Source organism: Kitasatospora sp. NPDC023385 (assembly GCF_055664045.1).
Genome location: NZ_JBVOOL010000013.1, coordinates 83197 through 105228 on the forward strand (window position 1 = coordinate 83197; position 22032 = coordinate 105228).

General features: G+C 74.1%; 20 protein-coding genes. 13 read left to right on the plus strand and 7 right to left on the minus strand.

The genetic code is table 11. The features are described from left to right. Nucleotides 1–165: 165 nt before the first annotated feature. Nucleotides 166–1089 (plus strand): LysR family transcriptional regulator, encoded by a 924-nt coding sequence (locus AC0B61_RS21225; RefSeq protein ID WP_471742266.1) that lies wholly within the window; start codon nucleotides 166–168, stop codon nucleotides 1087–1089. Nucleotides 1090–1177: 88 nt separating this feature from the next. On the opposite strand, the gene AC0B61_RS21230 is transcribed toward AC0B61_RS21225, so the two are convergent. Beyond that, entirely contained in the window at nucleotides 1178–2191 is a 1014-nt protein-coding gene (locus AC0B61_RS21230) for a helix-turn-helix transcriptional regulator (RefSeq protein ID WP_471742267.1), read from the minus strand. Nucleotides 2192–2291: 100 nt separating this feature from the next. On the opposite strand from AC0B61_RS21230, the gene AC0B61_RS21235 reads away from it, so the two are divergent. Beyond that, a complete protein-coding gene (locus tag AC0B61_RS21235) occupies nucleotides 2292–2864 on the plus strand; it encodes a DinB family protein (protein ID WP_471742268.1) in 573 nt (190 codons plus the stop codon). Nucleotides 2865–2937: 73 nt separating this feature from the next. Here AC0B61_RS21235 and AC0B61_RS21240 read toward each other — a convergent pair whose 3' ends face one another. After that, nucleotides 2938–3162 carry a heavy-metal-associated domain-containing protein gene (locus AC0B61_RS21240; RefSeq protein ID WP_471742269.1) on the minus strand — a complete coding sequence of 75 codons (225 nt, stop codon included), beginning with the start codon at nucleotides 3160–3162 and terminating at the stop codon, nucleotides 2938–2940. A 377-nt stretch (nucleotides 3163–3539) separates the two neighbouring features. Here AC0B61_RS21240 and AC0B61_RS21245 point away from each other — a divergent pair, with 377 nt between their 5' ends. The 3 genes from AC0B61_RS21245 (at nucleotide 3540) to AC0B61_RS21255 (ending at nucleotide 5486) form a co-directional block, all read left to right on the plus strand. After that, nucleotides 3540–3704 carry a hypothetical protein gene (locus tag AC0B61_RS21245; protein ID WP_471742270.1) on the plus strand — a complete coding sequence of 55 codons (165 nt, stop codon included), beginning with the start codon at nucleotides 3540–3542 and terminating at the stop codon, nucleotides 3702–3704. Beyond that, nucleotides 3701–4405: a DUF3152 domain-containing protein gene (locus tag AC0B61_RS21250; RefSeq protein WP_471742271.1), complete on the plus strand. Its 705-nt coding sequence runs from the start codon at nucleotides 3701–3703 to the stop codon at nucleotides 4403–4405. Before AC0B61_RS21245 ends, AC0B61_RS21250 begins: the two co-directional genes overlap by 4 nt. Nucleotides 4406–4574: 169 nt before the next feature. Further along, entirely contained in the window at nucleotides 4575–5486 is a 912-nt protein-coding gene (locus tag AC0B61_RS21255; protein ID WP_471742408.1) for a glutaminase, read from the plus strand. Between the two features lie 89 nt (nucleotides 5487–5575). Here AC0B61_RS21255 and glmS read toward each other — a convergent pair whose 3' ends face one another. After that, the gene (glmS, locus tag AC0B61_RS21260) at nucleotides 5576–7402 is read right to left on the minus strand and encodes a glutamine--fructose-6-phosphate transaminase (isomerizing) (RefSeq protein ID WP_030239675.1); all 1827 of its coding nucleotides are present in this window, start codon (nucleotides 7400–7402) and stop codon (nucleotides 5576–5578) included. Between the two features lie 59 nt (nucleotides 7403–7461). Beyond that, nucleotides 7462–7737 carry a hypothetical protein gene (locus tag AC0B61_RS21265; protein WP_471742272.1) on the minus strand — a complete coding sequence of 92 codons (276 nt, stop codon included), beginning with the start codon at nucleotides 7735–7737 and terminating at the stop codon, nucleotides 7462–7464. A gap of 237 nt (nucleotides 7738–7974) precedes the next feature. On the opposite strand from AC0B61_RS21265, the gene asnB reads away from it, so the two are divergent. The 4 genes from asnB to AC0B61_RS21285 all read left to right on the plus strand — a co-directional run bounded on the left by asnB (nucleotide 7975) and on the right by AC0B61_RS21285 (nucleotide 13331). Then, nucleotides 7975–9825, plus strand: coding sequence for an asparagine synthase (glutamine-hydrolyzing) (gene asnB, locus AC0B61_RS21270; RefSeq protein ID WP_471742273.1), 1851 nt, complete (start codon nucleotides 7975–7977; stop codon nucleotides 9823–9825). Nucleotides 9826–10054: 229 nt separating this feature from the next. Beyond that, on the plus strand, nucleotides 10055–11170 hold the full coding sequence (locus AC0B61_RS21275; protein WP_471742274.1) for a hypothetical protein: 1116 nt from the start codon (nucleotides 10055–10057) through the stop codon (nucleotides 11168–11170). A gap of 121 nt (nucleotides 11171–11291) precedes the next feature. Then, a complete protein-coding gene (locus AC0B61_RS21280) occupies nucleotides 11292–12806 on the plus strand; it encodes a pyridoxal phosphate-dependent decarboxylase family protein (RefSeq protein ID WP_471742275.1) in 1515 nt (504 codons plus the stop codon). A gap of 87 nt (nucleotides 12807–12893) precedes the next feature. Continuing rightward, nucleotides 12894–13331, plus strand: a complete 438-nt coding sequence (locus AC0B61_RS21285; protein WP_471742276.1) for a hypothetical protein — start codon at nucleotides 12894–12896, stop codon at nucleotides 13329–13331. A 39-nt stretch (nucleotides 13332–13370) separates the two neighbouring features. Here the strand turns inward: AC0B61_RS21285 and AC0B61_RS21290 are convergent, their stop codons facing one another. Next, nucleotides 13371–13661: a muconolactone Delta-isomerase family protein gene (locus tag AC0B61_RS21290; protein ID WP_471742277.1), complete on the minus strand. Its 291-nt coding sequence runs from the start codon at nucleotides 13659–13661 to the stop codon at nucleotides 13371–13373. Between the two features lie 263 nt (nucleotides 13662–13924). Here AC0B61_RS21290 and AC0B61_RS21295 point away from each other — a divergent pair, with 263 nt between their 5' ends. Beyond that, nucleotides 13925–14314 (plus strand): YybH family protein, encoded by a 390-nt coding sequence (locus tag AC0B61_RS21295; RefSeq protein WP_471742278.1) that lies wholly within the window; start codon nucleotides 13925–13927, stop codon nucleotides 14312–14314. 64 nt (nucleotides 14315–14378) lie between these two features. On the opposite strand, the gene AC0B61_RS21300 is transcribed toward AC0B61_RS21295, so the two are convergent. Together AC0B61_RS21300 and AC0B61_RS21305 are read right to left on the minus strand one after the other, a co-directional pair. Next, the gene (locus AC0B61_RS21300; protein WP_471742279.1) at nucleotides 14379–14603 is read right to left on the minus strand and encodes a hypothetical protein; all 225 of its coding nucleotides are present in this window, start codon (nucleotides 14601–14603) and stop codon (nucleotides 14379–14381) included. A gap of 107 nt (nucleotides 14604–14710) precedes the next feature. Then, on the minus strand, nucleotides 14711–18631 hold the full coding sequence (locus AC0B61_RS21305; protein WP_471742280.1) for a non-ribosomal peptide synthetase family protein: 3921 nt from the start codon (nucleotides 18629–18631) through the stop codon (nucleotides 14711–14713). Nucleotides 18632–18896: 265 nt separating this feature from the next. On the opposite strand from AC0B61_RS21305, the gene AC0B61_RS21310 reads away from it, so the two are divergent. The 3 genes from AC0B61_RS21310 (at nucleotide 18897) to AC0B61_RS21320 (ending at nucleotide 21904) form a co-directional block, all read left to right on the plus strand. Next, nucleotides 18897–19604: a GNAT family N-acetyltransferase gene (locus AC0B61_RS21310; protein ID WP_471742281.1), complete on the plus strand. Its 708-nt coding sequence runs from the start codon at nucleotides 18897–18899 to the stop codon at nucleotides 19602–19604. Between the two features lie 262 nt (nucleotides 19605–19866). After that, complete coding sequence (locus tag AC0B61_RS21315; RefSeq protein WP_471742282.1) at nucleotides 19867–21129, plus strand: MurT ligase domain-containing protein; 1263 nt, start codon at nucleotides 19867–19869, stop codon at nucleotides 21127–21129. Nucleotides 21130–21175: 46 nt separating this feature from the next. Next, on the plus strand, nucleotides 21176–21904 hold the full coding sequence (locus AC0B61_RS21320; protein WP_471742283.1) for a type 1 glutamine amidotransferase: 729 nt from the start codon (nucleotides 21176–21178) through the stop codon (nucleotides 21902–21904). Nucleotides 21905–22032 lie beyond the last annotated feature (128 nt).

Consider the following 22032-nt stretch of genomic DNA (forward strand, 5'->3'; position numbering starts at 1 on the left):
GGTGCGGGTCGACACCCGCCCGCGCCCCCGCTCGTGCGTCCGGAACGCCGCGAGGACAGCGGGCGGGTTGCCGCCCTGGGCCCTGGGTCGATGATCGATCCAGGCGAACACCCAAGTCAATCCGCCTATTTGCTGGGGCATCTCCAAGCGATACCTTGGGTGCTCGTGACCATCGACGACCTCCGCGTCTTCGCCGCGGTCTGCCGGGCCGGCTCGCTGAGTGCCGTCGCCCGCGACCTCCACTGCACCCAGTCCGCGGTCAGCCAGCACGTGAAGCGGCTCGAACGGGAGCTCGGCGCCTCCCTGATCGAGCGACACCCGCGCGGGGTGGTCCCCACGAAGGCGGGCCGCCTGCTCCAGGCCGCCGTCGCCGCCGGTCTCGGCGGCATCGACCACGCGCTGCACCGGATCGCCGAACTGGCGCACGGCGAGGGCGGGTCCGTCCGGATCACCACCGGCGCCACCAGCATCCGGCACTTCATGTCCGGGGCGGTGGTGGCTTTCCGGCGGCGCTTCCCGCAGGTCAGCCTGGAGTTCCAGACCGAGGTCTCCAGCCGCAGCTGTCTGGAGGCGCTCACCGCCGGCCGGGTCGACCTCGCCTGGATCACCCTCGGCACGCCGGTCCGCGGCATCGACCAGCGGCCGGTCGTCGACCTGCCGTGGGTGCTGGCCGTCGCCGCGGGCGACCCGCTCGCCACCCGGGCCCGCACCGCGCCCGTCAAACCCGCCGACCTGCAGGACGCCCGGCTCATCGGGCTGCCGCAGAACTCGGTCGCCCGCTCCCAACTCGACGCCTGGCTGGGCAGGTCGGGCATCCGCCCGGTCTTCGACACCAGCGTCGCGGACTGGGACACCGCGATCCTGCTCGCCGAACTCGGCCTCGGCCACGCCGTCGTCCCGGCCCTCCCGCAGTGGCAGGGCCCCGGCCACCCGGACCTGCGGCTCCTGCCCCTGCCCGACCTGCCCGCCCTCACCGCCGGCTGGGCGATCCGCGACTGGGACAACCTCTGCCCGCTCGCCCGTGCCTTCGCCGACACCGTGGCCGCGCACTGCGCCGCGCCCGCCCCCTCACCGCCGGCCGATCACTGACGACAGAGGGTGTAGCTGCCCCCGGTCTCGGCGAAGTCCCGGCGGGCGCGCCCTCCCACCGCCCGCCGAGAGTCGGCGGGCCGACGTTCTACGCCCCCTTCCCCGGTTCTACGCCCCCCTTCCCCCTCCTACGCCCTTCCCCCGACCCCGCCGCCCGCCCGAAGCGGGCGCTCCAGTCCGCCAGCAGCGCACGTAGTTCGGGCGGGCCGACGACCTGGAAGTCGGCGCCCAGGGAGCCCAGGGCCATGGCGGGCCAGTCGAGGGAGTCGGCGGTCATGAGGAGCCTGCAGCGCCCGGTGGCGACGGGCTCGACGGTGCCCCAGCGGCCGACCCGTGCCCGGACGTAGTCGGCCGGCGCGTCGACCAGGGCCTCGACCCGGTGCGGACGGGGCATGCCGTTGAGGCCCGCGCGGACGAACTCGGCGGCGTCGGCGGCCGGCAGGGTGCGCGGGGCGAAGCGCGCACCGCTGCCGTGCGGCGCGGTCAGCCGGTCGAGGCGGAAGCTGCGCCAGTCGGCCCGGTCGAGGTCGTACGCGACCAGGTACCAGCGGCGGTTCAGGCAGACCAGCCGGTGCGGGTCGACCTGCCGTTCCGTCCCCCTCCCGTCGGCGGCGGTGTACGCGAAGCGGATCCGTTCCCCGTCCCGGCAGGCGAGCGCGACCACGGTGAGGGCGTCCGGGTCGACGCCCGCGCCCGCCGGGGTGCCCCAGTCGACCGGGACGGTCATCGCGCGCAGTGCCTCCACCCGGCGGCGCAGCCGGGCCGGCATCACCTGGGCGACCTTCGCCAGGACCCGTGCCGAGGCCTCGGCGACGCCTTCGACCGGGCTGTCCGCCGCGGCCTGCAGGCCCAGCGCCAGGGCCACCGCCTCCTCGTCGTCGATGACCAGGGGTGGCAGCGCCGCGCCCGCCGCCAGTTGGTAGCCGCCGTCGACGCCGCGCTGCGCCTCGACGGGGTAGCCGAGTTCACGCAGCCGGTCGACGTCCCGGCGCAGGGTGCGGACGGAGACGCCGAGCCGGACGGCCAGTTGCTCGCCGGGCCAGTACCGGTGGGTCTGGAGGAGGGACAGCAGTCGCAGCGTCCGGGAGCTGGTGTTCGCCATGCCTCCGATTCTCGCCGGGATTCAGGACAGGAAGTGGCCGCTATGGCCCGTAGCGTGGTTCTTGTCCGAGGGAGCAGGAACCGAACGGAAGGCCAGAACCATGACCACGACCCCCACGACCACCGCCAGCACCACGACCGCCGCCACCACCACGCCCACCCCCGCCACCGGCGAGCGCGCCGACCTCCTCGTCGCGCTGGGCAAGCAGCGGCACTTCCTGCGCTTCACCACCCGCGACCTCACCGACGAGCAGGCCGGCCTGCGGACCACCGCGAGCGCGCTGTGCCTGGGCGGCCTGATCAAGCACGTGACCTCGGTCGAGCGGATCTGGGCGGAGTTCATCGTGGCCGGCCCGTCCGCGATGCCCGACTTCACCAACTGGACCGAGGCCGACATCGCCAGCCGCACGGACGAGTTCCGGATGCTCCCCGGGGAGACTCTGGCCGGCGTCCTGGCCGCGTACGACGAGGTGGCGCGCCGGACGGACGCGCTGGTGGTCTCCCTCCCCGACCTGGACGCCACCCAGCCGCTGCCGAAGGCCCCCTGGTTCGAGCAGGACTCGGAGTGGTCGGCGCGCCGGGTGCTGCTGCACGTCGTCGCCGAGACCGCCCAGCACGCCGGCCACGCGGACATCATCCGCGAGTCCCTGGACGGCGCGAAGAGCATGGGCTGAGCCCGTCGGCGGCGGGGTCAGGGGGGCCGTCGTGCGTCCGGTGGACGGGGCGGCAGCTGCCCAAGGGCCGCCCTCAGGCCCGCCCGACCAGCGTGAACCCGGCGCCGTCGACCGCGCCGCGGACGGCGGCCTCCTCCAACGGCTGTGCGGAGGCGACCGTGACCCGCCCGCTCGGCGCGTCGGCGCCGACGTCGGTGACGCCCGGCAGGGCGGCGAGCGCGGCGCTGACCGTCCGCTCGCAGTGGCCGCAGCTCATCCCGTCGACGGTGAGCACGGTGGATACGGCGGTGGTGGACATGGCGGTGCCTCCAGAAGTGTTCCGGTGCGGTGGGCCGACCGCGGATCGCCCCGCGGCTCGGCCCGACCTACGACACCGGATTCCGGCGGCCGGGCCCAGGGACACGCCGCGCGGGTGACACCATCGAGCGGTTCCGGGAACCGGGCGCGTCCCGCAGCCGACAGGGGGCGGCGAACGTGACGTCCGCCACTTGATCGAACCGCGGCCCCGCCCCCTCCCGTCCCTCCAGGTGCACACCCGTCGCATGGCCGGCCCCGGCCGGGCCCGGGCGGCTCCGGCTCAGCCGGTGTCACCGGTCCCCCGGTCACCCCGGCCGGTCACCCGTCGGCCACCGAAGGCCGCCCCGACCGCCGACCCCGTACTGGAGCCGTACCGCCATGTCCATCCTGGCCACCCCACCCGCCCGACCGGACGCCACCGCCTGCCTCCCGTCCCTCGCCGCCCCGTCCGCCGAATCCTCCTGGCACGGCGAGCCCGCCCCGTCCGCCGAGTCCTCCCGCCTCGGCGGCTCCGCCCGGCGCGCCGCCGCGAGCGCCCGTTGAAGGCGCTCACCCGGCTCCGTCCCCGCAGGCGCCTGCACGGCGTCCTCGCGCTCGCGGTGGTCGCGGCCGTGACGGCCGGTCTGCTGTGGTGGCAGCCGTGGAGCGAGCAGGGCGACGGTACGGCCCCGCTCGCCTTCACCACGGCGCCCGGCGGCTCCGCCAGGTTCGGCACCGGCGAGCACCTGTACCGCTACAAGGTGCGGGTGGAGAACGGGATCGCGGAGAGCCCCGGGCAGTTCGCCGCCGAGGTGGACGCGATCCTGGGCGACGTCCGGCACGGCTGGGCCGCCGACGGCACGGCCTCCTTCCAGCGGATGCCCGCCGACCCGGTCGACTTCACCGTCTACCTGGCCACCCCGCGCTCCACGGACCGGATCTGCGGGCAGTACGGGCTGGACACCGGCGGCTGGGTGAACTGCGGTGTCACCCACCAGGTCGTCATCAACCTCAAGCGCTGGACCGAGCTGTCCGAGTTCTACCAGGGCCGGCCCGAGCTCTACCACGCGCTGGCGGTCAACCACGAGGTCGGCCACATCCTCGGCAACGGCCACGTCGACTGCCCCGGTCCGGGCGCCCCGGCACCGGTGATGATGCAGCAGATCAAGGGCCTGCACGGCTGTGTCCCCAACGGCTGGCCGTACTCGGACGCCGGCACGCTGCTCACCGGCCCGGCCGTCCAGGCCCCCTCCAACGCGCCGTGATCCGCCGGCGGGGGCCCCGGTCCCCCACCCGGTAGCGGGCCGTCCTCCCGAAACGCGGATAATCCTGGTCGGACCGGACGCCGCCCGCACCGCGCGCCCGGTCCCGATCATGTCCGTACGCGGTGCCGGTGGAGGAAGAACGTTGAACGGTGTGCCCGGCGGGGAGAGCCTGGACTGGCCGGCGCTGCTGGCGGCCGCGGAAGCGGCCGCCCGGGCGACCCGGGGCCGGGGGAAGGTCGCGGACTACATCCCGGCGCTCGCCACCGCCGACCCGGAGGCCTTCGGCATGGCCGTCGCCACCGTCGACGGTGAGCTGTACGGCGTCGGGGACTGGGAGCAGCCGTTCTCCATCCAGAGCGTGTCCAAGCTGTTCTCCCTGGCGCTGGCGGTCGCGTACGGCGGCGACGCGCTCTGGCGGGGCGTCGGCCGGGAGCCGTCCGGCAACCCGTTCAACTCGCTCGTGCAGTTGGAGACCGAGCACGGCATCCCGCGCAATCCGTTCATCAACGCGGGCGCCCTGGTGGTCACCGACCGCCTGCAGACGATGACCGGCGACGCCTCCGGCGCGGTCCGGGAGTTCCTGCGCCGCGAGTCCGGCAACCCCGGCCTCGACACCGACCCGGTGGTCGCCGCCTCCGAGGCCGAGCACGGCCACCGCAACGCCGCGCTGGCGCACTTCATCGCCAGTCACGGCAATCTGGAGAATCCGGTCGAGACCGTCCTGGAGCACTACTACGCGCACTGCGCACTCACGGCGGGCTGCCGCGACCTGGTCCTGGCCGGTTCCTTCCTCGCCCGCTACGGCGTGCGCGCGGACGGCACCCACCTGGTGTCCCGCAGCGAGGCCAAGCGCCTCAACGCCGTCATGCTCACCTGCGGCACCTACGACGCCGCGGGCGAGTTCGCCTTCCGGGTCGGCCTGCCGGGCAAGAGCGGCGTCGGCGGCGGCATCCTCGCCATACTCCCCGGCCGCGCCGCCGTCTGCGCCTGGGGCCCGCGCCTGGACCAGGCCGGCAACTCCGTCGCGGCGGTCACCGCCCTGGACACCCTGACCACGCTCTCCGGCTGCTCCGTCTTCTGACTTCTGACGGCCAGAGCCCAGCCGTCCCCACGGCAACCGGGCCCCAGCCGCCCGTACGGCGACCGGGGCCCGGTGTCCCTCCCCGACGGCTACTCCACCGTCACGCTCTTCGCCAGGTTGCGCGGCTTGTCCACGTCCCGCTTCAGGGCGACGGCCGCGTGGTAGGCCAGCAGCTGCAGCGGGATGTTGAGCAGCAGCGGGTCCAACTCGGGCTCGCTCTTGGGCACCAGGATGCAGTGGTCCGCGAGGTGTTCCTCGGGGCGGCGGTGCGCGACGGCGAGGACGCGGCCGTGGCGGGCCTTGATCTGGTCGAGGGAGGTGAGGTTCTTGTCCAGCAGCTCGTCGTCGGGGACGAGCGCCACGGTGGGCAGTTCGGGGCTGATCAGGGCCAGCGGGCCGTGCTTGAGCTCGCTCGCCGGGTAGGCCTCGGCGTGGATGTAGGAGATCTCCTTGAGCTTCTGCGCGCCCTCCCGGGCGACGGGGTAGCCGCGCACCCGACCGATGAACATCATGCCCGTCGACTCGGCGTACTCGGCGGCGATCGCGGCGATCGCCTCGCTCTGGTCCAGTACTTCGCGGATCTGGTCGGGCAGCGCCTGCAGGGCGGAGACGATCCGGCGCCCGTCGGCGGGCGACAGGTCGTGGATGCGGCCGAAGTGCAGGGCGAGCAGCGCGAAGGCGACCACGGTGGAGGTGAAGGCCTTGGTGGAGGCGACCGAGACCTCCGGCCCGGCGTGCAGGTAGATGCCACCGTCGCACTCGCGGGCGATGGCGCTGCCCACGGTGTTGACGACGCCGAGCACCCGGCCGCCCTTGCGCTTGATCTCCTGGACGGCGGCCAGCGTGTCGTAGGTCTCGCCGGACTGGCTGACCGCGACGTACAGGGTGTCCGCCTCGATCACCGGGTTGCGGTAGCGGAACTCGGAGGCGGGCTCGCTGTGCGCGGGGATCCGGGACAGCTCCTCGATCAGCTGCGCGCCCATCTCGCCCGCGTAGTAGGCGGATCCGCAGCCGAGGATCTTGACCCGGCGGATCTCGCGGAGCTCGCGTGCGTCCAGGTTGAGGCCGCCGAGGTGGGCGGTGGCGAAGCGCTCGTCGAGCCGGCCGCTCAGGGTGCGCTCGACCGAGCCGGGCTGCTCGTGGATCTCCTTGAGCAGGAAGTGCTCGTAGTCGCCGGTGTCGTAGGAGTCGACCTCCCAGTCCACGGTGGACGGCTGACGGTGCGTGGTGCGGGCGTCGGCGGTGAAGGTGCGGAAGCCGTCGGCCCGGACGGTGGCCAGCTCGCCGTCCTCCAGGTGGACGACCTGGCGGGTGTAGCGGACCAGGGCGGAGACGTCCGAGGCGGCGAACATCTCCTTCTCGCCGATGCCCAGCACGATCGGGCTGCCGTTGCGGGCGACCACGATCCGGTCCGGCTGCTCGGCGTCGAGCACCGCGATGCCGTACGTGCCGACGACCTTGCCGAGCGCGGCCCGGACGGCGTCCTCCAGCTCGACGCCTTCGGTGACGTGCGCGGCGATCAGGTGCGCGAGCACTTCGGTGTCGGTCTCCGAGCGGAAGACGGCGCCGTCGGCGGTGAGCTTGGCGCGCAGCTCGTCGGCGTTCTCGATGATGCCGTTGTGGACGACGGCGATCCGGTCGGCGTTGTCCAGGTGGGGGTGGGCGTTGGCGTCGCTGGGGACGCCGTGGGTGGCCCAGCGGGTGTGGCCGATGCCGGTGGTGCCCTTGAACCGGGCCGGTACGGCGGCGGCCAGGTCGGCGACCCGGCCCTTCACCTTGCGGAGCTTGATGCCGCCGCCGCGGCCGGTGACGGCGACGCCGGCCGAGTCGTAGCCGCGGTACTCCAGCCGGGCCAGCCCCTCCAGCAGGAAGGGGGTCGCGTCCTTGGGGCCGATGTAGGCCACGATTCCGCACATGCGCGGGCTCCTCGTTGGTAGTGGCGGGCAGTGGCGGGTGGCGGCGTGGGCGACAGCGCTCAGCCGTAGACGATCCGCCGCAGCTGGCGGGCCGAGAGCTCCGGCGCCGCGACGCGGCGCTGCGGGAGCTCCTCGGCGAGCCGGGCGAAGATCCGTTCGTTGGTCAGACCGCGTGCCTGCAGCTCGGTGTGGCGGCGGCGCACGTACTCCTCGGTGTTCTCGGAGAAGTACGCCAGCACCTCCGCCACGAGCCGCGCCGCCTCCCGGGGCCCGAGCGGGCTGGTCCGGGCGAGGTGGGCGAGGAGGTCTTCGTGGGGGTGGGGTGAGCTCGGCACGAGTGAGCAGCCTAGGTGGGTCGGGCCGTCGAGATCAAAGTTCCTGCCCGAAATCGGGCAGACTTTACGACTTTCAGCTCAGCTTCCCGCCGAATCCGCATCCCGCGACCCCTCTGATCCCTCCGCATCCGCCCGCATCCGCCCGCACGTTCGTCTTTGCCCGAACCCTTGTAGCGACGCGGACACCACACGTAGCGTGATCCTCTGAACACGAAGCGGAAGACCGGAGGCTTGCTGATGTGCGGGATCACCGGATGGGTCGCCTTCGAACGGGACCTCACCGCCGAACGGGACGTCCTCGACGCGATGACCGCCACCCAGCGCCGCCGTGGCCCGGACGCCGGCGGCGTCCTGCTCCAGCCGCACGCCGCCCTCGGCCACCGCCGCCTCGCGGTGATCGACATCAAGGGCGGCACCCAGCCGATGACGGTCGAGCACGACGGCCGGCTGCTGGCCGCGCTCACGTACAGCGGCGAGGTCTACAACCACCGCGAGCTGCGCGCGGAACTGGAGGCCGCCGGGCACCGCTTCCGCACCCGGAGCGACACCGAGGTCGTGCTGCGCGCCTACCTGGAGTGGGGCGAGGGCTTGGCCGAGCGGCTGAACGGCATGTTCGCCTTCGCCGTCTGGGACGCCCGGCACGAGGAACTGCTGCTGGTCCGCGACCGGATGGGCGTCAAACCCCTGCACTACCACCCCACCCCCGACGGCATCGTCTTCGGCTCGGAGGTCAAGGCCCTGCTCGCCCACCCCGCCGTCCGCCCGGTGGTCGACCTGGACGGACTGCGCGAACTGCTCGGCTACAGCCGCACCCCCGGCCTGACGCCCTACCGGGGCATCCGCGAGGTCCGGCCCGGGCACGTCGTGCGGGTGCGCCGCGAGGGCGTCTCGGTGCGCCGGTACTGGGCCCTGGAGGCGCGCGAGCACACCGACGGCCTGCAGGCCACCGTCGCCACCGTCCGGGCCCTGCTGGACGACATCGTGCACCGCCAGCTCGACGCGGACGTCCCGCTCTGCTCCCTGCTCTCCGGCGGCCTGGACTCCAGCGCCGTCACCGCGCTCGCCGCCCGGCTGCTGCGCACCGCCGGGGCCGGCCCGGTCCGCTCCTTCTCCGTCGGCTTCGCCGGCCAGGGCGAGGGCTTCCACGCCGACGCCGTCCGGCAGACCCCCGACGGCCCGTACGCGAGCCTGCTCGCCCGGCACGTCGGCGCCGACCACAGCGTGGTCGAACTGGACGGCGCCGAGCTCACCGACCCCTCCCGGCGCTCCCTCGTGCTGCGCGCCCGCGACCTGCCGAACGGCGTCGGCGACATGGACGTCTCGCTGCTGCTGCTCTTCCGGGGCGTGCGCCGCCACTCCACCGTCGCCCTCTCCGGTGAGTCCGCCGACGAGCTCTTCGGCGGCTACCGCTGGTTCCACGACCCGGCGAGCATCGCCACCGACGACTTCCCCTGGGCGGCCGGCCTCACCCGCATCGCCGGCGCGGGCTGCGGCCCGCGCGAACAGCTGCTCGACGCCGACCTGCTCCGCAAGCTCGACCTGGACGACTACCGCAGGAGCCGCTACCGCGAGGCGATCGCCGAGGTCCCGCACCTCGCGGCGGCCGACCCGCTGGAACGGCGGATGCGCGAGATCTCGTACCTCAACCTGACCCGCTTCGTCTGCATCCTGCTCGACCGCAAGGACCGGATGAGCATGGCCAACGGACTGGAGGTACGGGTGCCGTTCTGCGACCACCGGCTGGTCCAGTACGTCTTCAACACCCCGTGGGCGATGAAGAGCTTCGACGGACGGGAGAAGAGCCTGCTGCGCGCCGCCGTCCGGGACGTACTGCCCGCGACGATCGCCGACCGGCCGAAGAGCCCGTACCCGGTGACCACCGATCCGCACTACCCGGCGAAGCTGCGCGCCGGCCTCGCCCGGCTCGCCGCCGCCCGGACGTCCCCGGCACTCGGCCTGCTCGACGGGCGGCGCCTCGCCGACGCGCTCGCCCCGGACACCGACCCGCAGTCCGTCCGGTTGGGCGTGGACCTCGCGCTCGACCTCGACGCCTGGCTGACGGAGTACCAGGTCACGCTGGAAATCTGACCCGGCACCGGACTGCGCGGAGGCCCGTGCACGCGGGCCGCCGGATCCATCCGGGTCCACCCGGGCCCGTCCGGGTGATCATCGGGAACCATCCCGCCGCGCCCGCACGTCGCAGCGTGCGGTAGCGTCGCCGACATCTCCCGAATGGCGGGCGAAATCATGGTTTCCCGCCCCCGTGCCGTCAGGATGGGAGCGAACCGTTCACCTCGATCCGCCGGGGGATCCCGTCATGCAGCCGCGAGTCTTCGCGATTCTCACCGCCGTGCTCCTGGGTGTCCTGGGCCTCGGATCGGTGGCCGTCACCGACTGGTCGCCCGCGGCGGCCACCGTGTCCCCGGCCGCCGCCGGAGCCCCCGCCGCCGGAGCCCGGCCGGCCGCCGCCGGCGGCGCCGCGAGCGCCACCCCGACCGGCGACCCGGCGGTGTGGACCCGCTCGACCCTGCGCAACAAGATGATGGCCGAGATGGAGGCCACCGATCCCGGCGTCGCCCTCGCCGACCTCGACCGGATCACCAAGGAGAAGCCGTACACCGTGCGCTTCTGCCACCCGATCGCGCACGAGCTCGGCCACGCGGCGGTCAAGCGCTTCAACGCGGACTTCCAGAAGGTCATCTCCTTCCCGCACGAGACCTGCGCGGCCGGCTACCTGCACGGCGCCGTCGAGGAGATGCTCAACGCCTCCACCCAGCCCGAGGTGGACCTGCTCAAGCTCTGCGCGCCCAAGAACAGCGGCCCCTGCATCCACGGCGTCGGCCACGGCACGATGTTCGTCGCCAAGCAGGACGTCGCCAAGGCGCGCGACCTGTGCAACAAGTTCACCAGCGACCAGAACCGGATCCGCTGCTCCGAGGGCCTGTTCATGCAGCTCTTCGGCCCGGACGAGGAGGACGAGCAGGCCAAGGCCAACCTGCCCGCCGACAAGCTCGCCCAGGACCCGCTCTACCCCTGCAAGGACCAGCCGTCGCTGTTCCAGTCCGCCTGCTTCTTCTACGCCCCGACCTTCTACCTCTCCTCGCACGACTACCCGAACCACCCCGAGGTCTACGCCGACGCCCTGAAGTGGTGCCTCAACGGCAAGGGGAGCGGCGGGGCGGTGGACTGCAGCCGGGGCGTCGGCTCGCGGACCATGAAGTACAACCTCGACCGCGAGGACTGGGCCGCCCAGCAGTGCGCCACCGCCGCCGACGGCTGGCAGCGCAAGGCGTGCGCCGAGGGCCTGGTCAGCTACTACACGGTCAACTACACCGACGGCGGCGCGGCCGGCCGGCTCTGCTCCAAGATCACCAACAAGGAGATGCAGGGCTACTGCCGCTCGGCGGGCGGCCTGTCCGGCTCCCTGGACTGATCGCCTCCGATCCCACCACGAGGCCCGCGCCGCACGGCGCGGGCCCTTTCCGTAGGATCACCGCACCACCGGGTGCGCCGAGGACGCCGCGCCTTCCCCGGCCACCTGGAGCACGCCCGCCATGACCACCGAGGACACCCGCGCCGAGGACACCCACGCCGAGACCCCGCGCACCCGGGGCCCCCACGGCGAGGACTCCCCCGCCGAGGACTTCCCCGCCGAGGACTTCCGCGCCGCCGCCCACGCCGCCGCCGAACTGGTCTCCGACTACCTCGCCGAGCTGCCCGACCGCCCGGTCTGGCAGCCGATGGACGACGACGCCCGCCGGGCCCTGCTCGACGCCCCGCTGCCCGCCGCCGGCCGCCCGCTCACCGAACTGCTGGCCGCCATCGGGCAGGACGTCCTCCCCCACCCCATGGGCAACGGCAACCCGCGCTTCTTCGGGTGGGTCAACTCCGCCCCCGCCCCCGCCGGGGTGCTCGCCACCCTCGCCGCCTCCGCGATGAACCCCAGCTCGGCCGGCGGCGACCACGCCGACGTCCACCTGGAACGCGCCGTCGTCCGCTGGATCGCCGAACTCGTCGGCTTCCCGCACCCGGCCGGCGGCGGCCTGCTCACCTCCGGCACCTCGATGGCGACCATCGTCTGCCTCGCCGCCGCCCGCGACCGCGCCGCCCGCCAGGCCGGCCGGGACATCCGCGAGGACGGCCTCGCGGGCCTGCCCCCGCTGGTCGGCTACGTCACCGGCGAGACGCACTCCTGCGTCCGCAAGGCCGCCGAACTCCTCGGCCTCGGCAGCAGGCACCTGCGCACCGTCGCCACCGGCCCCGACGGCCGCCTGGACACCGCCGACCTGCGCGCCGCCGTCGAACGCGACCGCGCGGCCGGCCTGCTGCCCTTCCTGGTCGTCGCCTCCGCCGGCACCGTCGGCACCGGCGCCGTGGACGAGTTCGGCCCGATCGCCGACCTGTGCGAGGAGCAGCGCCTCTGGCTGCACGTGGACGGCGCGTACGGCGCCTTCGGCCGGCTCGACCCGGCCATCGCCCACCGCTACGCCGGTCTGGAGCGCGCCGACTCGCTCGCCCTCGACCCGCACAAGTGGCTCGGCGTCCCGGTCGACTGCGGCTGCGCCCTGGTGCGCGACACCGAGGAGCTGCGCGGCACCTTCAGCCTCGTCCCGTCCTACCTGCGCGACGAGGCGGCGGGCGCGCTCGGCTGGTTCTCCGAGTACGGCACCGAGCAGACCCGCCCGTTCCGGGCCCTCAAGGTCTGGGCCACCATCGCCCACAAGGGCCGCACCGGCCTCGCCCAGGACATCGCCCGCTGCACCGACCTGGCTAGCCTCCTGGGCGAACTCGTCCGGGCCGACGAGGAGTTGGAACTCCTCGCGGAAGTGCAGACCTCCATCGTCGCGTTCCGCCACCGCGCCCCCGGACTGGACCCGGCCGGCCGCGACGCCCTCAACCGCGACCTGCCCGCCGCCGTCCAGCGACGCGGCCGCGTCTTCGTCACCGGGGCCCGCCTCGGCGAGCACGAGATGCTCCGCGCCTGCCTCCTCAACGCCACGACGACGGAGGACGACCTGCGCCTCCTCCTCGCCGAAGTCAAGGACGCGGCCCGCGACCTGCTCCCGTAACAGCCGCGCGACAGCCCCGCGCGGACCGTAACCGCCTGGTCACGGCGGATACGCGACCGGGAAACACCGGTCGGGCACGGTGGTGGCATGGAGCACTCGAAGCCTTCCCTCCACCGTGTCCCCGGCGCCCGACGCACCCACCGCTGGCGCCGCGACACCGTCGAACTCGCCGCCGTCTTCCTGTCCGTCACGGCCGCCGACCTCATCGCCAAGCTCGTCGTCGACGGCCCGGACGGCCCGGTCGTCCTGGTCACCTCCGCGCTCGCCCTGCTCGCCACCGCGCTGTTCCACGCCTGGTGGTCACCCCACGCGCCGCCCCCGACCACCCTCTGGCGGGTACGCACCACGGCGCTCGCCCACACCCCGGCGGCCCTCGCCGACCACCGGATCACCCTGCTCTCCATCCACCCCACGACCGAGGAGCTCTTCCTGCACACCCCCCGGTCCCTCACCACGGCCGACCTGGCCACCGTCCTCGCCACCACGGGCCACACCGTCGAAGACCTGCCGACCCGGATCGCCTGACCCTCATCCGCCTTTGCGCACAGGGGACTTGACTGACCGTCAGGAAGAGCCGGGATCGTTCGGGTGCGGTTCGAGCGGGGTCACCACGGCGGTCATCCACGGCCACATCGGAAGGCTGCCGAGCACCGCCTCCCGCAGCTCCGCCTCGTCGGCCGCCCGCCAGACACCGATGCTGCGCCGCTCGCCGACCGGGCGCCACAGCCGCGCCAGGTGGCCGGTCGCGGCCAGGTCCCGGGCCCGGACGGCCTCGGCGGCGCGCCGCCGCTCGACCTCCTCCGCGGGGGTGCCCTCGGGAATGGCGGTGGTGATCTCGACCAGGAACTCGATCACGGTTCTGCTCCCATCTCGCCCCCACGCCTTCGCCCCCGCCGCTCGCCCCCTCATGGTCGGCCCGGCACCCTCCCGCCGCCACGACCGGCCCGCGCCCGTGGGCCGGTCGGGCGAATTCCGGGGCGACCCCCCGTCGCCGTCCGCCGACCGGGGGCGCGCCGCCCCGCAGCGGCGGGATCCTCCCCGTGGACGGCCCGCACGAGCGCCGGCCGCCGAGCCACCCGAGCCCGATCCCCCGAGCCCCACCCCCCGGGAGCACCGCCATGCACCACACCACCGCGGACGACGAGACGATCCTGCGGGGCGTCCTCGACGGCTGGAAGGCCGCCGTCGACCAGCACCACCCCGACCGGGCCGCCGCCCACTTCACCGAGGACGCGATCTTCCAGGGCCTGCACCCCTACAGCGTCGGACGCCCCGGCGTCGCCGCCTACTACGACGCGCAGCCCCTCGGCATGACCGCCGACTACCGCGTCCTGGAGACCAGACGGCCGACCGACGGCCTCGTCCTGGGCTACCTGAGCGTCGACTTCTCCTTCACCGACCGGCCCACCCTCACCGTGTACCTCTGCGTCCTGCTCCGGCGGACGGACCAGGACTGGGCCATCGCCCACTACCAGGTCTCCCGGCTGGACCAGACCCCCTCGGGCTAACACCTCACCCCCCTTTGCCGGCGGCGGCCCTCGGGCCCGCCGCCGGCGCCGGGCTTCCGGAAACTCAGTCCTGGTCGGCGGGCTGCACGACGCATACGGCATTGCCGAGCATGGAGCCGAAGCCACCGAGCAGGGTGCCGGTGACGGACTTGCAGGCAGCGGCCTCCTGCGGGGTCTTGGGGCCGTTGTGGCTGTTGTCGGCGGCCGCGGCCGACTGGGCGAGGGCGAGCGGCGCGGCGAGCAGCAGGGCGCAACAGGCCGTGGCCAGCGCGGAGTTCTTGACGGACATGGGAAAGCCCCTTCGGGTCGGAACGGGATCGGCGAAAAGCCGAGCCATCCCTATCCGAAGGGGTTCCCCGACTCACGGATCCTGGGCCATCCGTGAGCGTGTCCGCGTCAGCGGCCCGGGGCGGTCTCCTCGTCGGCGGTCCGCTCCAGGGCCCGGATCGCGGCGACGAGTTCGGTCACGCCGTGCTCCTTCAGCACCCCGTAGTGGTCCCCGGCCAGGTCGACCACGGTGGGCGGGGCGGCGGAGTAGCCGCTGCTGCCCTCGATGAAGGAGTAGTCGTCGCCCGCGGCCTTGAAGACGGTCACCGGCGCCGCCAGCCGCCGCTCGGCGAGTTCGCGGAAGCTGTACTCGAACTCGTAGGTCTCCCCGACGATCCGGGTGATCCGGCGGATCACCTCCTCGTCCAGGTCCGGCAGCAGCCGGTGGACGGAGGCGACGAAGGTGTCCTCGTCCGCCGTCTCGGCCAGGCAGCGCTCCAGGTCGGCCCCGTCGATCCGGCCGGTGAACACCCCGAACAGGATGGTCACGTACGCGGGGTTGGCGTAGGAGGCCTCACGCCCCCACCGGCGGCCGTCGTCCTGGCGCACCTGCGGGTTGCCGGGGCAGATCAGCAGCAGGCTCTCCACCCGCCGGCCGGCCTGTTCCAGCTGCCAGGCCGCCTCGAAGGCGACGCGGGCGCCGAAGGAGAAGCCCCACAGCGTGTACGGGCCGTCGGGCTGCACCCGGCGCAGTTCGGCGACGTCGGCGGCGGCCGTCTCCCGGATGGTCGGGTACGGCGTCTCGCCCTCGTTGATGCCGTGCGCCTGGATGCCGTAGAACGCGCGTCCGTCGCTCGCCTCGCGGCCCAGCAGCCGCAGGTTCATCGGGTAGCCGCCGAGCCCGGGCCAGCAGAACACCGGCCGGCCGGACTCGCCCGGCTGCAGCGGGATCAGCCGGGAGCCGGCCGCCGCGGCGCCCCCGCCGCCGTCACCGTCCCCGCCGCCCCCGCCGCGCGCCCGCTCGATGCGGGCGGCCAGGTCGCCCAGCTTCGGGCACTCGAACAGCACCTGCAGCGGCAGCGTGATGCCGAACTCGCGGTTGATCCGGTGGACCAGGGCCACGGCGATCAGCGAGTTCCCGCCGACGGCGAAGAACTCGTCCGCGACCGACACGTCCTCGTAGCGCAACGCCTGCCCCCAGGCCCCGGCCAGCCACCGCTCGGGTGCGGTGCGCGGGGCGACGTACGCGCCGCGGACGTCGGCCGTGCGGACGGCGTCGGAGGCGGCCAGGGCCTTGAGGTCGACCTTGCCGTTCGCGGTGAGCGGCAGGGCGTCCACGACCAGCACCCGGTTGGGGAGCATGTAGTCGGGCAGCAGGGTGGCGAGTTCGTCCTTGATGATCTCGGCCGGGCCCTTCATGTGGACGGCGTCCTCCCGCATGCCCTCGCTGCGGATCTGCTCCTCGCTCACCTTGCCGCCGAGGAAGAAGTACGACGGGCCGGTGGCGATGCCGTGGCCGTCGAGGATCTCGTCGATGCGGCGCGCGGCGGGCAGCGGGTGGCCGCTCCTGGAGCTGTAGCCGGAGGACATGAAGCCCAGGCCCCGGCCGTTGCGCTGCAGGTGGTGCAGTTTGGTGCCGAGCGCGATGTACTCCAGCCACTCCTGCGGCGCGCGGCTGACGGCGGTGATGCCGAACGCGGCCCGGGCGTGGACGGACTGGTTGATCGCGATCACGTGCCGCGGTTCCACCACGGCGTCCGAGACGTGCGCCAGCGCGCCGTCGGCGTACCGGTAGAGACCGCCGGGCAGGCCGTCCACCCGGCCCTGGTGGGCCTGGACGTACAGCTCGGTGTCCTCGGCGCGGGGCGCGCCGCCGTTGCGGACGACCGTGAAGCCGCCCAGGTAGTGGTCCTCCTCGGCGACGTCCAGCCGGCCCTTGACCGCCGGGTCGAGGCCGAGCGGGCGCACGTCCAGCCCGTACTCGGGCAGCACCTCCTCGAGGACGCCGAGCATGTGGCCGGTCTCGAACTCCAGCACCTCGCGGATGTTGTTCTTGTACACCGGCTCGATGGCGCCGTGCTTGCCGGAGAAGTGCAGCGTCAGGTACGCCTCCTCGCGGGTCTCGGCAGGCCCGATCCGGATCAGGCCGTGCTCGACGGGGTGGTAGTAGTACAGCCCGGCCGCGAGCCCGTCCAGGCCACCGGTCTCCAGGTACAGCTGGGTGGCGTACAGCGCGCCGGGCGAGGCGTACGCATACTTGGGCAGCAGCCGCTCCGCGCTGTGGAACTGGCCGAACCACCGCAGAACGCGGCCGAGTTCGGGGAAGCTCAGCAGCGCCAGGTCCCGGCCGAAGGCGGCGGCCGGGCGGGGGGCGAGCAGCGCGGCGAGGTCGTCGCGGGTGACCGGGCCGCCATCGTAGAAGCGGTAGGTCTTGCGGGCGAAGGTCTCCCGGCGCTGGGTCTCGCTCTCTCGCCGGCCCGGCAGTTCGACCCGCTCGCGGCCGGCCAGCTGCTCGCGGTCGCGCACGCCGGGGTCGGACAGCTGGGCCTTGACCTGCAGCTTGCTGGCCTTGGACCGGTGGTGGCCGCCGTGGCTGCCCTGGTCCATCAGCGCGGCCTCGCGCGGGTTGAGCTCGACGCAGGCGACGAGGTCGCGGTGGCCGGTGCGCTCGTCCGCGGTGACGATCGCGGCCGCGCGGCGCACCCAGGTGTGCTCCTCGATCGCGCGGGCGATCTCGTCCAGTTCGACCCGGTAGCCGCGCAGCTTGACCTGGTTGTCGGTCCGGCCGGCGAACTGGATGGTGCCGTCGGCGTTCCACCGCACGAGGTCGCCGGTGCGGTACAGCCGCTCGCCGGGGGCGAACGGGGACGGGACGAACCGTTCCTCGGTCAGCTCCGGGCGGTGCAGGTAGCCGCGGGCCAGTTGCACGCCGCCGATGTACAGCTCGCCGACGCCGTCGGCGCCGACCGGCACCCGGTTCTCGTCCAGGATGTGGCACTGGGTGCCGTCGACGGGCCGGCCGATCGGCACCGAGCCGGCGCCGTCGCCCAGCTCGGCCGGGTCGACCACGTGCGCGGTGGCGTTGATCGTGCACTCGGTCGGGCCGTACAGGTTGACCAGCGAGGCCGCGGGCAGGGCGTGGCCCACGGTGCGGGCGAGCCGCCGGGACAGCGCCTCGCCGCCGGAGAACACCCTGGTCAGGCTGGTGCAGTCGGCGAAGCCCTCGGTGTCCAGCAGCGCCTGGAGCAGGGTGGGCACGCACTGCAGGGCGGTCACGCCGTGCCGCCGTACGGCGGCGACCAGCGCCTCCGGGTCGCGGTACAGGCCGGGCGTGCCGGCCACCACGCGGGCGCCGACGGCCGGGGCGAGGATCTCCCACTGCGCGGCGTCGAAGCTCATCGGGGTCTTCTGCAGCACGGTGACCGCGGGGTCGAGGTGTCCGGCGGTGAGCATCCAGCGCAGCTGGGAGGCCACCGCGCGGTGCTCGATCATCACGCCCTTGGGGCGGCCGGTGCTGCCGGAGGTGTAGATCACGTAGGCCAGTGACTCCGGCGCGGCGCCGTCCGCGGCCGCCGGGTGGGCCGGCGGCGCGTCCTCGGAGGTGACGATCACCGTGCCGGCCGGGGCCAGCGAGGCCAGCCGCCCGCGCAGGTGCTCCTGGGTGAGCACGATCCGGGTGCCGCTGTCCTCGATCATGTAGCGGAGCCGGTCCTCGGGGTACTCGGGCGACAGCGGCAGGTAGCCGGCCCCGGCGTACAGGACGCCCCAGACTCCGGCGACCAGCTCCCCCGACGGTTCGGCGTACAGGCCGACGCAGGTGTCGGGGCCGGCGCCCAGCCGGCGCAGGTGCGCGCCCAGTCGGCGGGCGGTCCCGGACAGCTCGCGGAAGGTGAGGCCCCCGTTCTCGCCGATGACGGCCGTGGCGTCGGGCCGGGTGCGCACCTGCCGGTCGAGCAGGCCGGTGAGCGCGGTGCCGGCCGGGGCGCGGCGGGCGTGCGGGACGACGGGGGTGGCGGCGGAGACGGACGGGTCGATGCGGTCGATGCGCATGGGAGGTGCCTTCGGTGCGGGGTTTCGGGGGCCCCGGCGGCCTGTTCACCAGGAGCGCCGGGTACGGGATCCACCGTCGGCGGCCCGTTGTCCCACCCGCATGAGGCAGCGGTCCGGACCTGTTCCGGCCGCATCCCGGCACCCCCGGCCGCCCGTCCCGGCCCTGGTCGGCCGCGTCCCGGCCGCGACCCGGGTGCGTCCCGGGCACTCGCCCGTTCACGATCACGTAACCGAGCGGAAGCGAGCCCTCGGTAGCGTCGGTGGCATGACGGCATCCCGCACTCGCCCCGAACGGCTCTGGCACCGGCCCTTCCGCAGGTCCGACCGCAGGTGCGCGGCGCCCGACGGCCCGGCCGCCCGGCCGCTCGCGCTCACCGGCGGCCCGGTACGGGCGGCCCGGCCGCACCCCCCGTCGGTCCTCCCCGCGCGCCCGGGCGGCCCGGCGCCCGAGGCCCCGTCCCGGCTGTCCCTGCCGGACGGGACGGAGCTGCTGCTGCGCCCCGCCGGCCCGGCGGACAAGGCGGCCGCGCTGGCGATGCACGGCCGCTGCTCCCCCGCCGCCCTGCGGCAGCGCTACCACGGCCCGGTGCGCGACGCCGACCGCCACCTCGACCACCTGCTGGACGCCCGGCACGGCCGCAGCCTGGCCGTGGTCGCCCCCGACGGGCGGATCCTCGCCCTGGGGCACCTGATGTGGGACGACGGCGAGGCGGAGCTGGCCGTCCTGGTCGAGGACGCCTGGCAGCGGCACGGCCTGGGGCTGGCCCTGCTGCGGCGGCTGTCCGCGATGGCCGGGGCGGCCGGGATCGGGACGGTGTACGCGGTGACGCACGCCGCCAACACCGGCCTGATCGCCGCGATGCGCCGGCTGGCGGCGCCGCTGGACTTCGACGCCGACGGCGGCACCCTGGTGATCACCGCGACGCTGGGCGCCGGGGACCAGGCCGCCCACTCCCACCGCCCGGGCCGCTGATCATTTCTTCACCAGATCCTCACCAGGGCGCCCCGGGAACCCGGCGGCGCCCGCGGAGCGTCGTCAAGGGGTACAGGGTCTCTCCGTACACCGCCCTCCTTGACGGGCCGTCAGCCGCCCCCACCGCCGCGTCACAGCAGGCGGCACGGGGTCCGGATCGTCCGGCCGGGCGACGGAGTCGGTAGGCTGACCCCCGTCCCCGCCGCCCGACGGCCCGTTATCCGGCCCCGGGCGGTGCCGCAGCAAGGAGGAACCACTGAGCATGGCAGGCACCGAATCGGAGCCCACAGGCGCACGCGACGCCTCGCTGCCGGCCCGCGCCAAGATCGCGGTCACGGCCGGCCGGGTCGCCGCCGCCGTGTCGCGCAAGGCCGGACGCGGGAGCGGCTCGGTGATCGGCGGCAAGGTCGCCCTCAAGCTCGACCCCGACCTGCTGGCCACCCTCGCCGACCACCTCGACGTCGTCCTGGTCAGCGCGACCAACGGCAAGACCACCACCACCCGCCTGATCGCCGAGGCGCTGCGCGCCGCCGGCCCGGTGGTCTCCAACGCCCTCGGCGCCAACATGCCGGCCGGCATCACCTCCGCCCTGGCTGGCGGCACCGAGGCCCGCTTCGGCGTGATCGAGGTCGACGAGAAGTACCTGGCGATGGTCGCCCGCGACACCCGCCCCAAGGCGATCGCCCTGCTCAACCTCTCCCGCGACCAGCTCGACCGCGCCGCCGAGACGCGGATGATGGCCGAGAAGTGGCGCGAGGGCCTGCAGGACAGCGAGGCCGTGGTCATCGCCAACGCCGACGACCCCCTGGTGACCTGGGCCGCCTCCTCCTGCAAGAAGGTGGTCTGGGTGGCCGCCGGACAGGCCTGGAAGGAGGACGCCTGGTCCTGCCCCGCCTGCGGCGGTGTGATGCAGCGCCCCGGCGACGACTGGTTCTGCCAGGACTGCGGCTTCCGCCGCCCCAATCCGCACTGGGCGCTCCAGGGCACCCACGTGATCGACCCGCAGCGCGGCGCCTGGCCGATCCAGCTGCAGCTGCCCGGCCGCGCCAACCTGGCCAACGCCACCAGCTCGGCCGCCGTCGCCGCCGTGTTCGGCGTCTCCCCGCAGGTCGCCCTGGAGCGGATGCGCTCGGTGACCGCGGTGGCCGGCCGCTACGACGTGGTCCAGTACCAGGGCCGGGACATCCGGCTGCTGCTGGCCAAGAACCCGGCCGGCTGGCTGGAGACCTTCTCCCTGATCGACGGCCCGCCCGCCCCGGTGATCCTCTCCGTCAACGCCCTCGACGCCGACGGCACCGACACCTCCTGGCTGTGGGACGTCGACTACGAGCGCCTCGCCGGGCACCCGGTCTTCGTGATGGGCCAGCGCAAGCTGGACCTGGCCGTCCGCCTGGAGGTCGCCGGACTGCAGTTCCACGTGGTGGACACCCTGGAGCAGGCCGTCCGGATGGCCCCGCCCGGCCGGATCGAGGCCATCGCCAACTACACCGCCTTCCAGCAGCTGCGGAAGGTCGTGGCCGGCTGATGCCGCGCCCGCACGCCCATCTTTACGCGACGGAAGGCCTTCGAGGATGAGTGAGAGCAGCCTGCGCGTGGTCTGGGTCTACCCGGACCTGCTCAGCACCTACGGCGACCGGGGCAACGCCCTGGTCGTGGAGCGCCGGGCCCGCCAGCGCCACCTCAACGTCACCAGGATCGACGTCCGCTCCGACCAGGCGATCCCCACCAGCGGTGACATCTACCTGATCGGCGGCGGCGAGGACCGCCCGCAGCGCCTGGCCGCCGAACGGCTGCGCGCCGACAGCGGCCTGATCCGGGCCTCCGAGAACGGCGCGATCATCTTCGGCGTCTGCGCGGGCTTCCAGATCATGGGCCACGAGTTCGTCAACGACCTCGGCGAGCGCGAGCCCGGCCTCGGCCTGCTCGACGTCTGGACCACGCGCGGCGAGGGCGCCCGCTGCGTCGGCGACGTGCTCGCCGACGTCGACCCGCGGCTCGGACTGCCGCCGCTGACCGGCTTCGAGAACCACCAGGGCGTCACCCACCTCGGCCAGGGCGTCCAGCCGTTCGCGAACGTCAGCGTCGGCCGGGGCAACGGCACCGGCGACGGCACCGAGGGCGCCTGGCGGGACACCGTCTTCGGCACCTACCTGCACGGCCCGGTGCTGGCGCGCAACCCCGCCGTGGCCGACCTGCTGATCAAGCTGGCACTGGACGTCAACGCCCTCCCGCCGGCCGACACCACCTGGTACGACGCGCTGCGCGCCGAGCGCATCGCCGCCGCGACGCGCCCCGCGTAAGGACGCCCGAACGCCCCGCCCGGGTGCCCGCCATGCGGTCACCCGGCCCGCGGGCGGCCCCGGACGTACGACAATGGGGCTGCCTACTGCACACCCTCCTCGGCAGCAGGCCGCACTTCCGCGCGGGG

Excerpts from the sequence above, each read along its gene's own strand:
- glmS (WP_030239675.1), bottom strand. The coding sequence starts at position 7,402 with ATGTGCGGAATCGTGGCCTACATCGGCCCCAAGGACGCGACCCCCTTC.
- AC0B61_RS21240 (WP_471742269.1), bottom strand. The coding sequence starts at position 3,162 with ATGTCCACCACCGCCGTATCCACCGTGCTCACCGTCGACGGGATGAGC.
- AC0B61_RS21310 (WP_471742281.1), top strand. The coding sequence starts at position 18,897 with ATGACGGCATCCCGCACTCGCCCCGAACGGCTCTGGCACCGGCCCTTC.
- AC0B61_RS21320 (WP_471742283.1), top strand. The coding sequence starts at position 21,176 with ATGAGTGAGAGCAGCCTGCGCGTGGTCTGGGTCTACCCGGACCTGCTC.
- AC0B61_RS21305 (WP_471742280.1), bottom strand. The coding sequence starts at position 18,631 with ATGCGCATCGACCGCATCGACCCGTCCGTCTCCGCCGCCACCCCCGTC.
- AC0B61_RS21285 (WP_471742276.1), top strand. The coding sequence starts at position 12,894 with ATGGAGCACTCGAAGCCTTCCCTCCACCGTGTCCCCGGCGCCCGACGC.
- AC0B61_RS21315 (WP_471742282.1), top strand. The coding sequence starts at position 19,867 with ATGGCAGGCACCGAATCGGAGCCCACAGGCGCACGCGACGCCTCGCTG.
- asnB (WP_471742273.1), top strand. The coding sequence starts at position 7,975 with ATGTGCGGGATCACCGGATGGGTCGCCTTCGAACGGGACCTCACCGCC.
- AC0B61_RS21230 (WP_471742267.1), bottom strand. The coding sequence starts at position 2,191 with ATGGCGAACACCAGCTCCCGGACGCTGCGACTGCTGTCCCTCCTCCAG.
- AC0B61_RS21235 (WP_471742268.1), top strand. The coding sequence starts at position 2,292 with ATGACCACGACCCCCACGACCACCGCCAGCACCACGACCGCCGCCACC.
- AC0B61_RS21300 (WP_471742279.1), bottom strand. The coding sequence starts at position 14,603 with ATGTCCGTCAAGAACTCCGCGCTGGCCACGGCCTGTTGCGCCCTGCTG.
- AC0B61_RS21275 (WP_471742274.1), top strand. The coding sequence starts at position 10,055 with ATGCAGCCGCGAGTCTTCGCGATTCTCACCGCCGTGCTCCTGGGTGTC.
- AC0B61_RS21295 (WP_471742278.1), top strand. The coding sequence starts at position 13,925 with ATGCACCACACCACCGCGGACGACGAGACGATCCTGCGGGGCGTCCTC.
- AC0B61_RS21245 (WP_471742270.1), top strand. The coding sequence starts at position 3,540 with ATGTCCATCCTGGCCACCCCACCCGCCCGACCGGACGCCACCGCCTGC.
- AC0B61_RS21280 (WP_471742275.1), top strand. The coding sequence starts at position 11,292 with ATGACCACCGAGGACACCCGCGCCGAGGACACCCACGCCGAGACCCCG.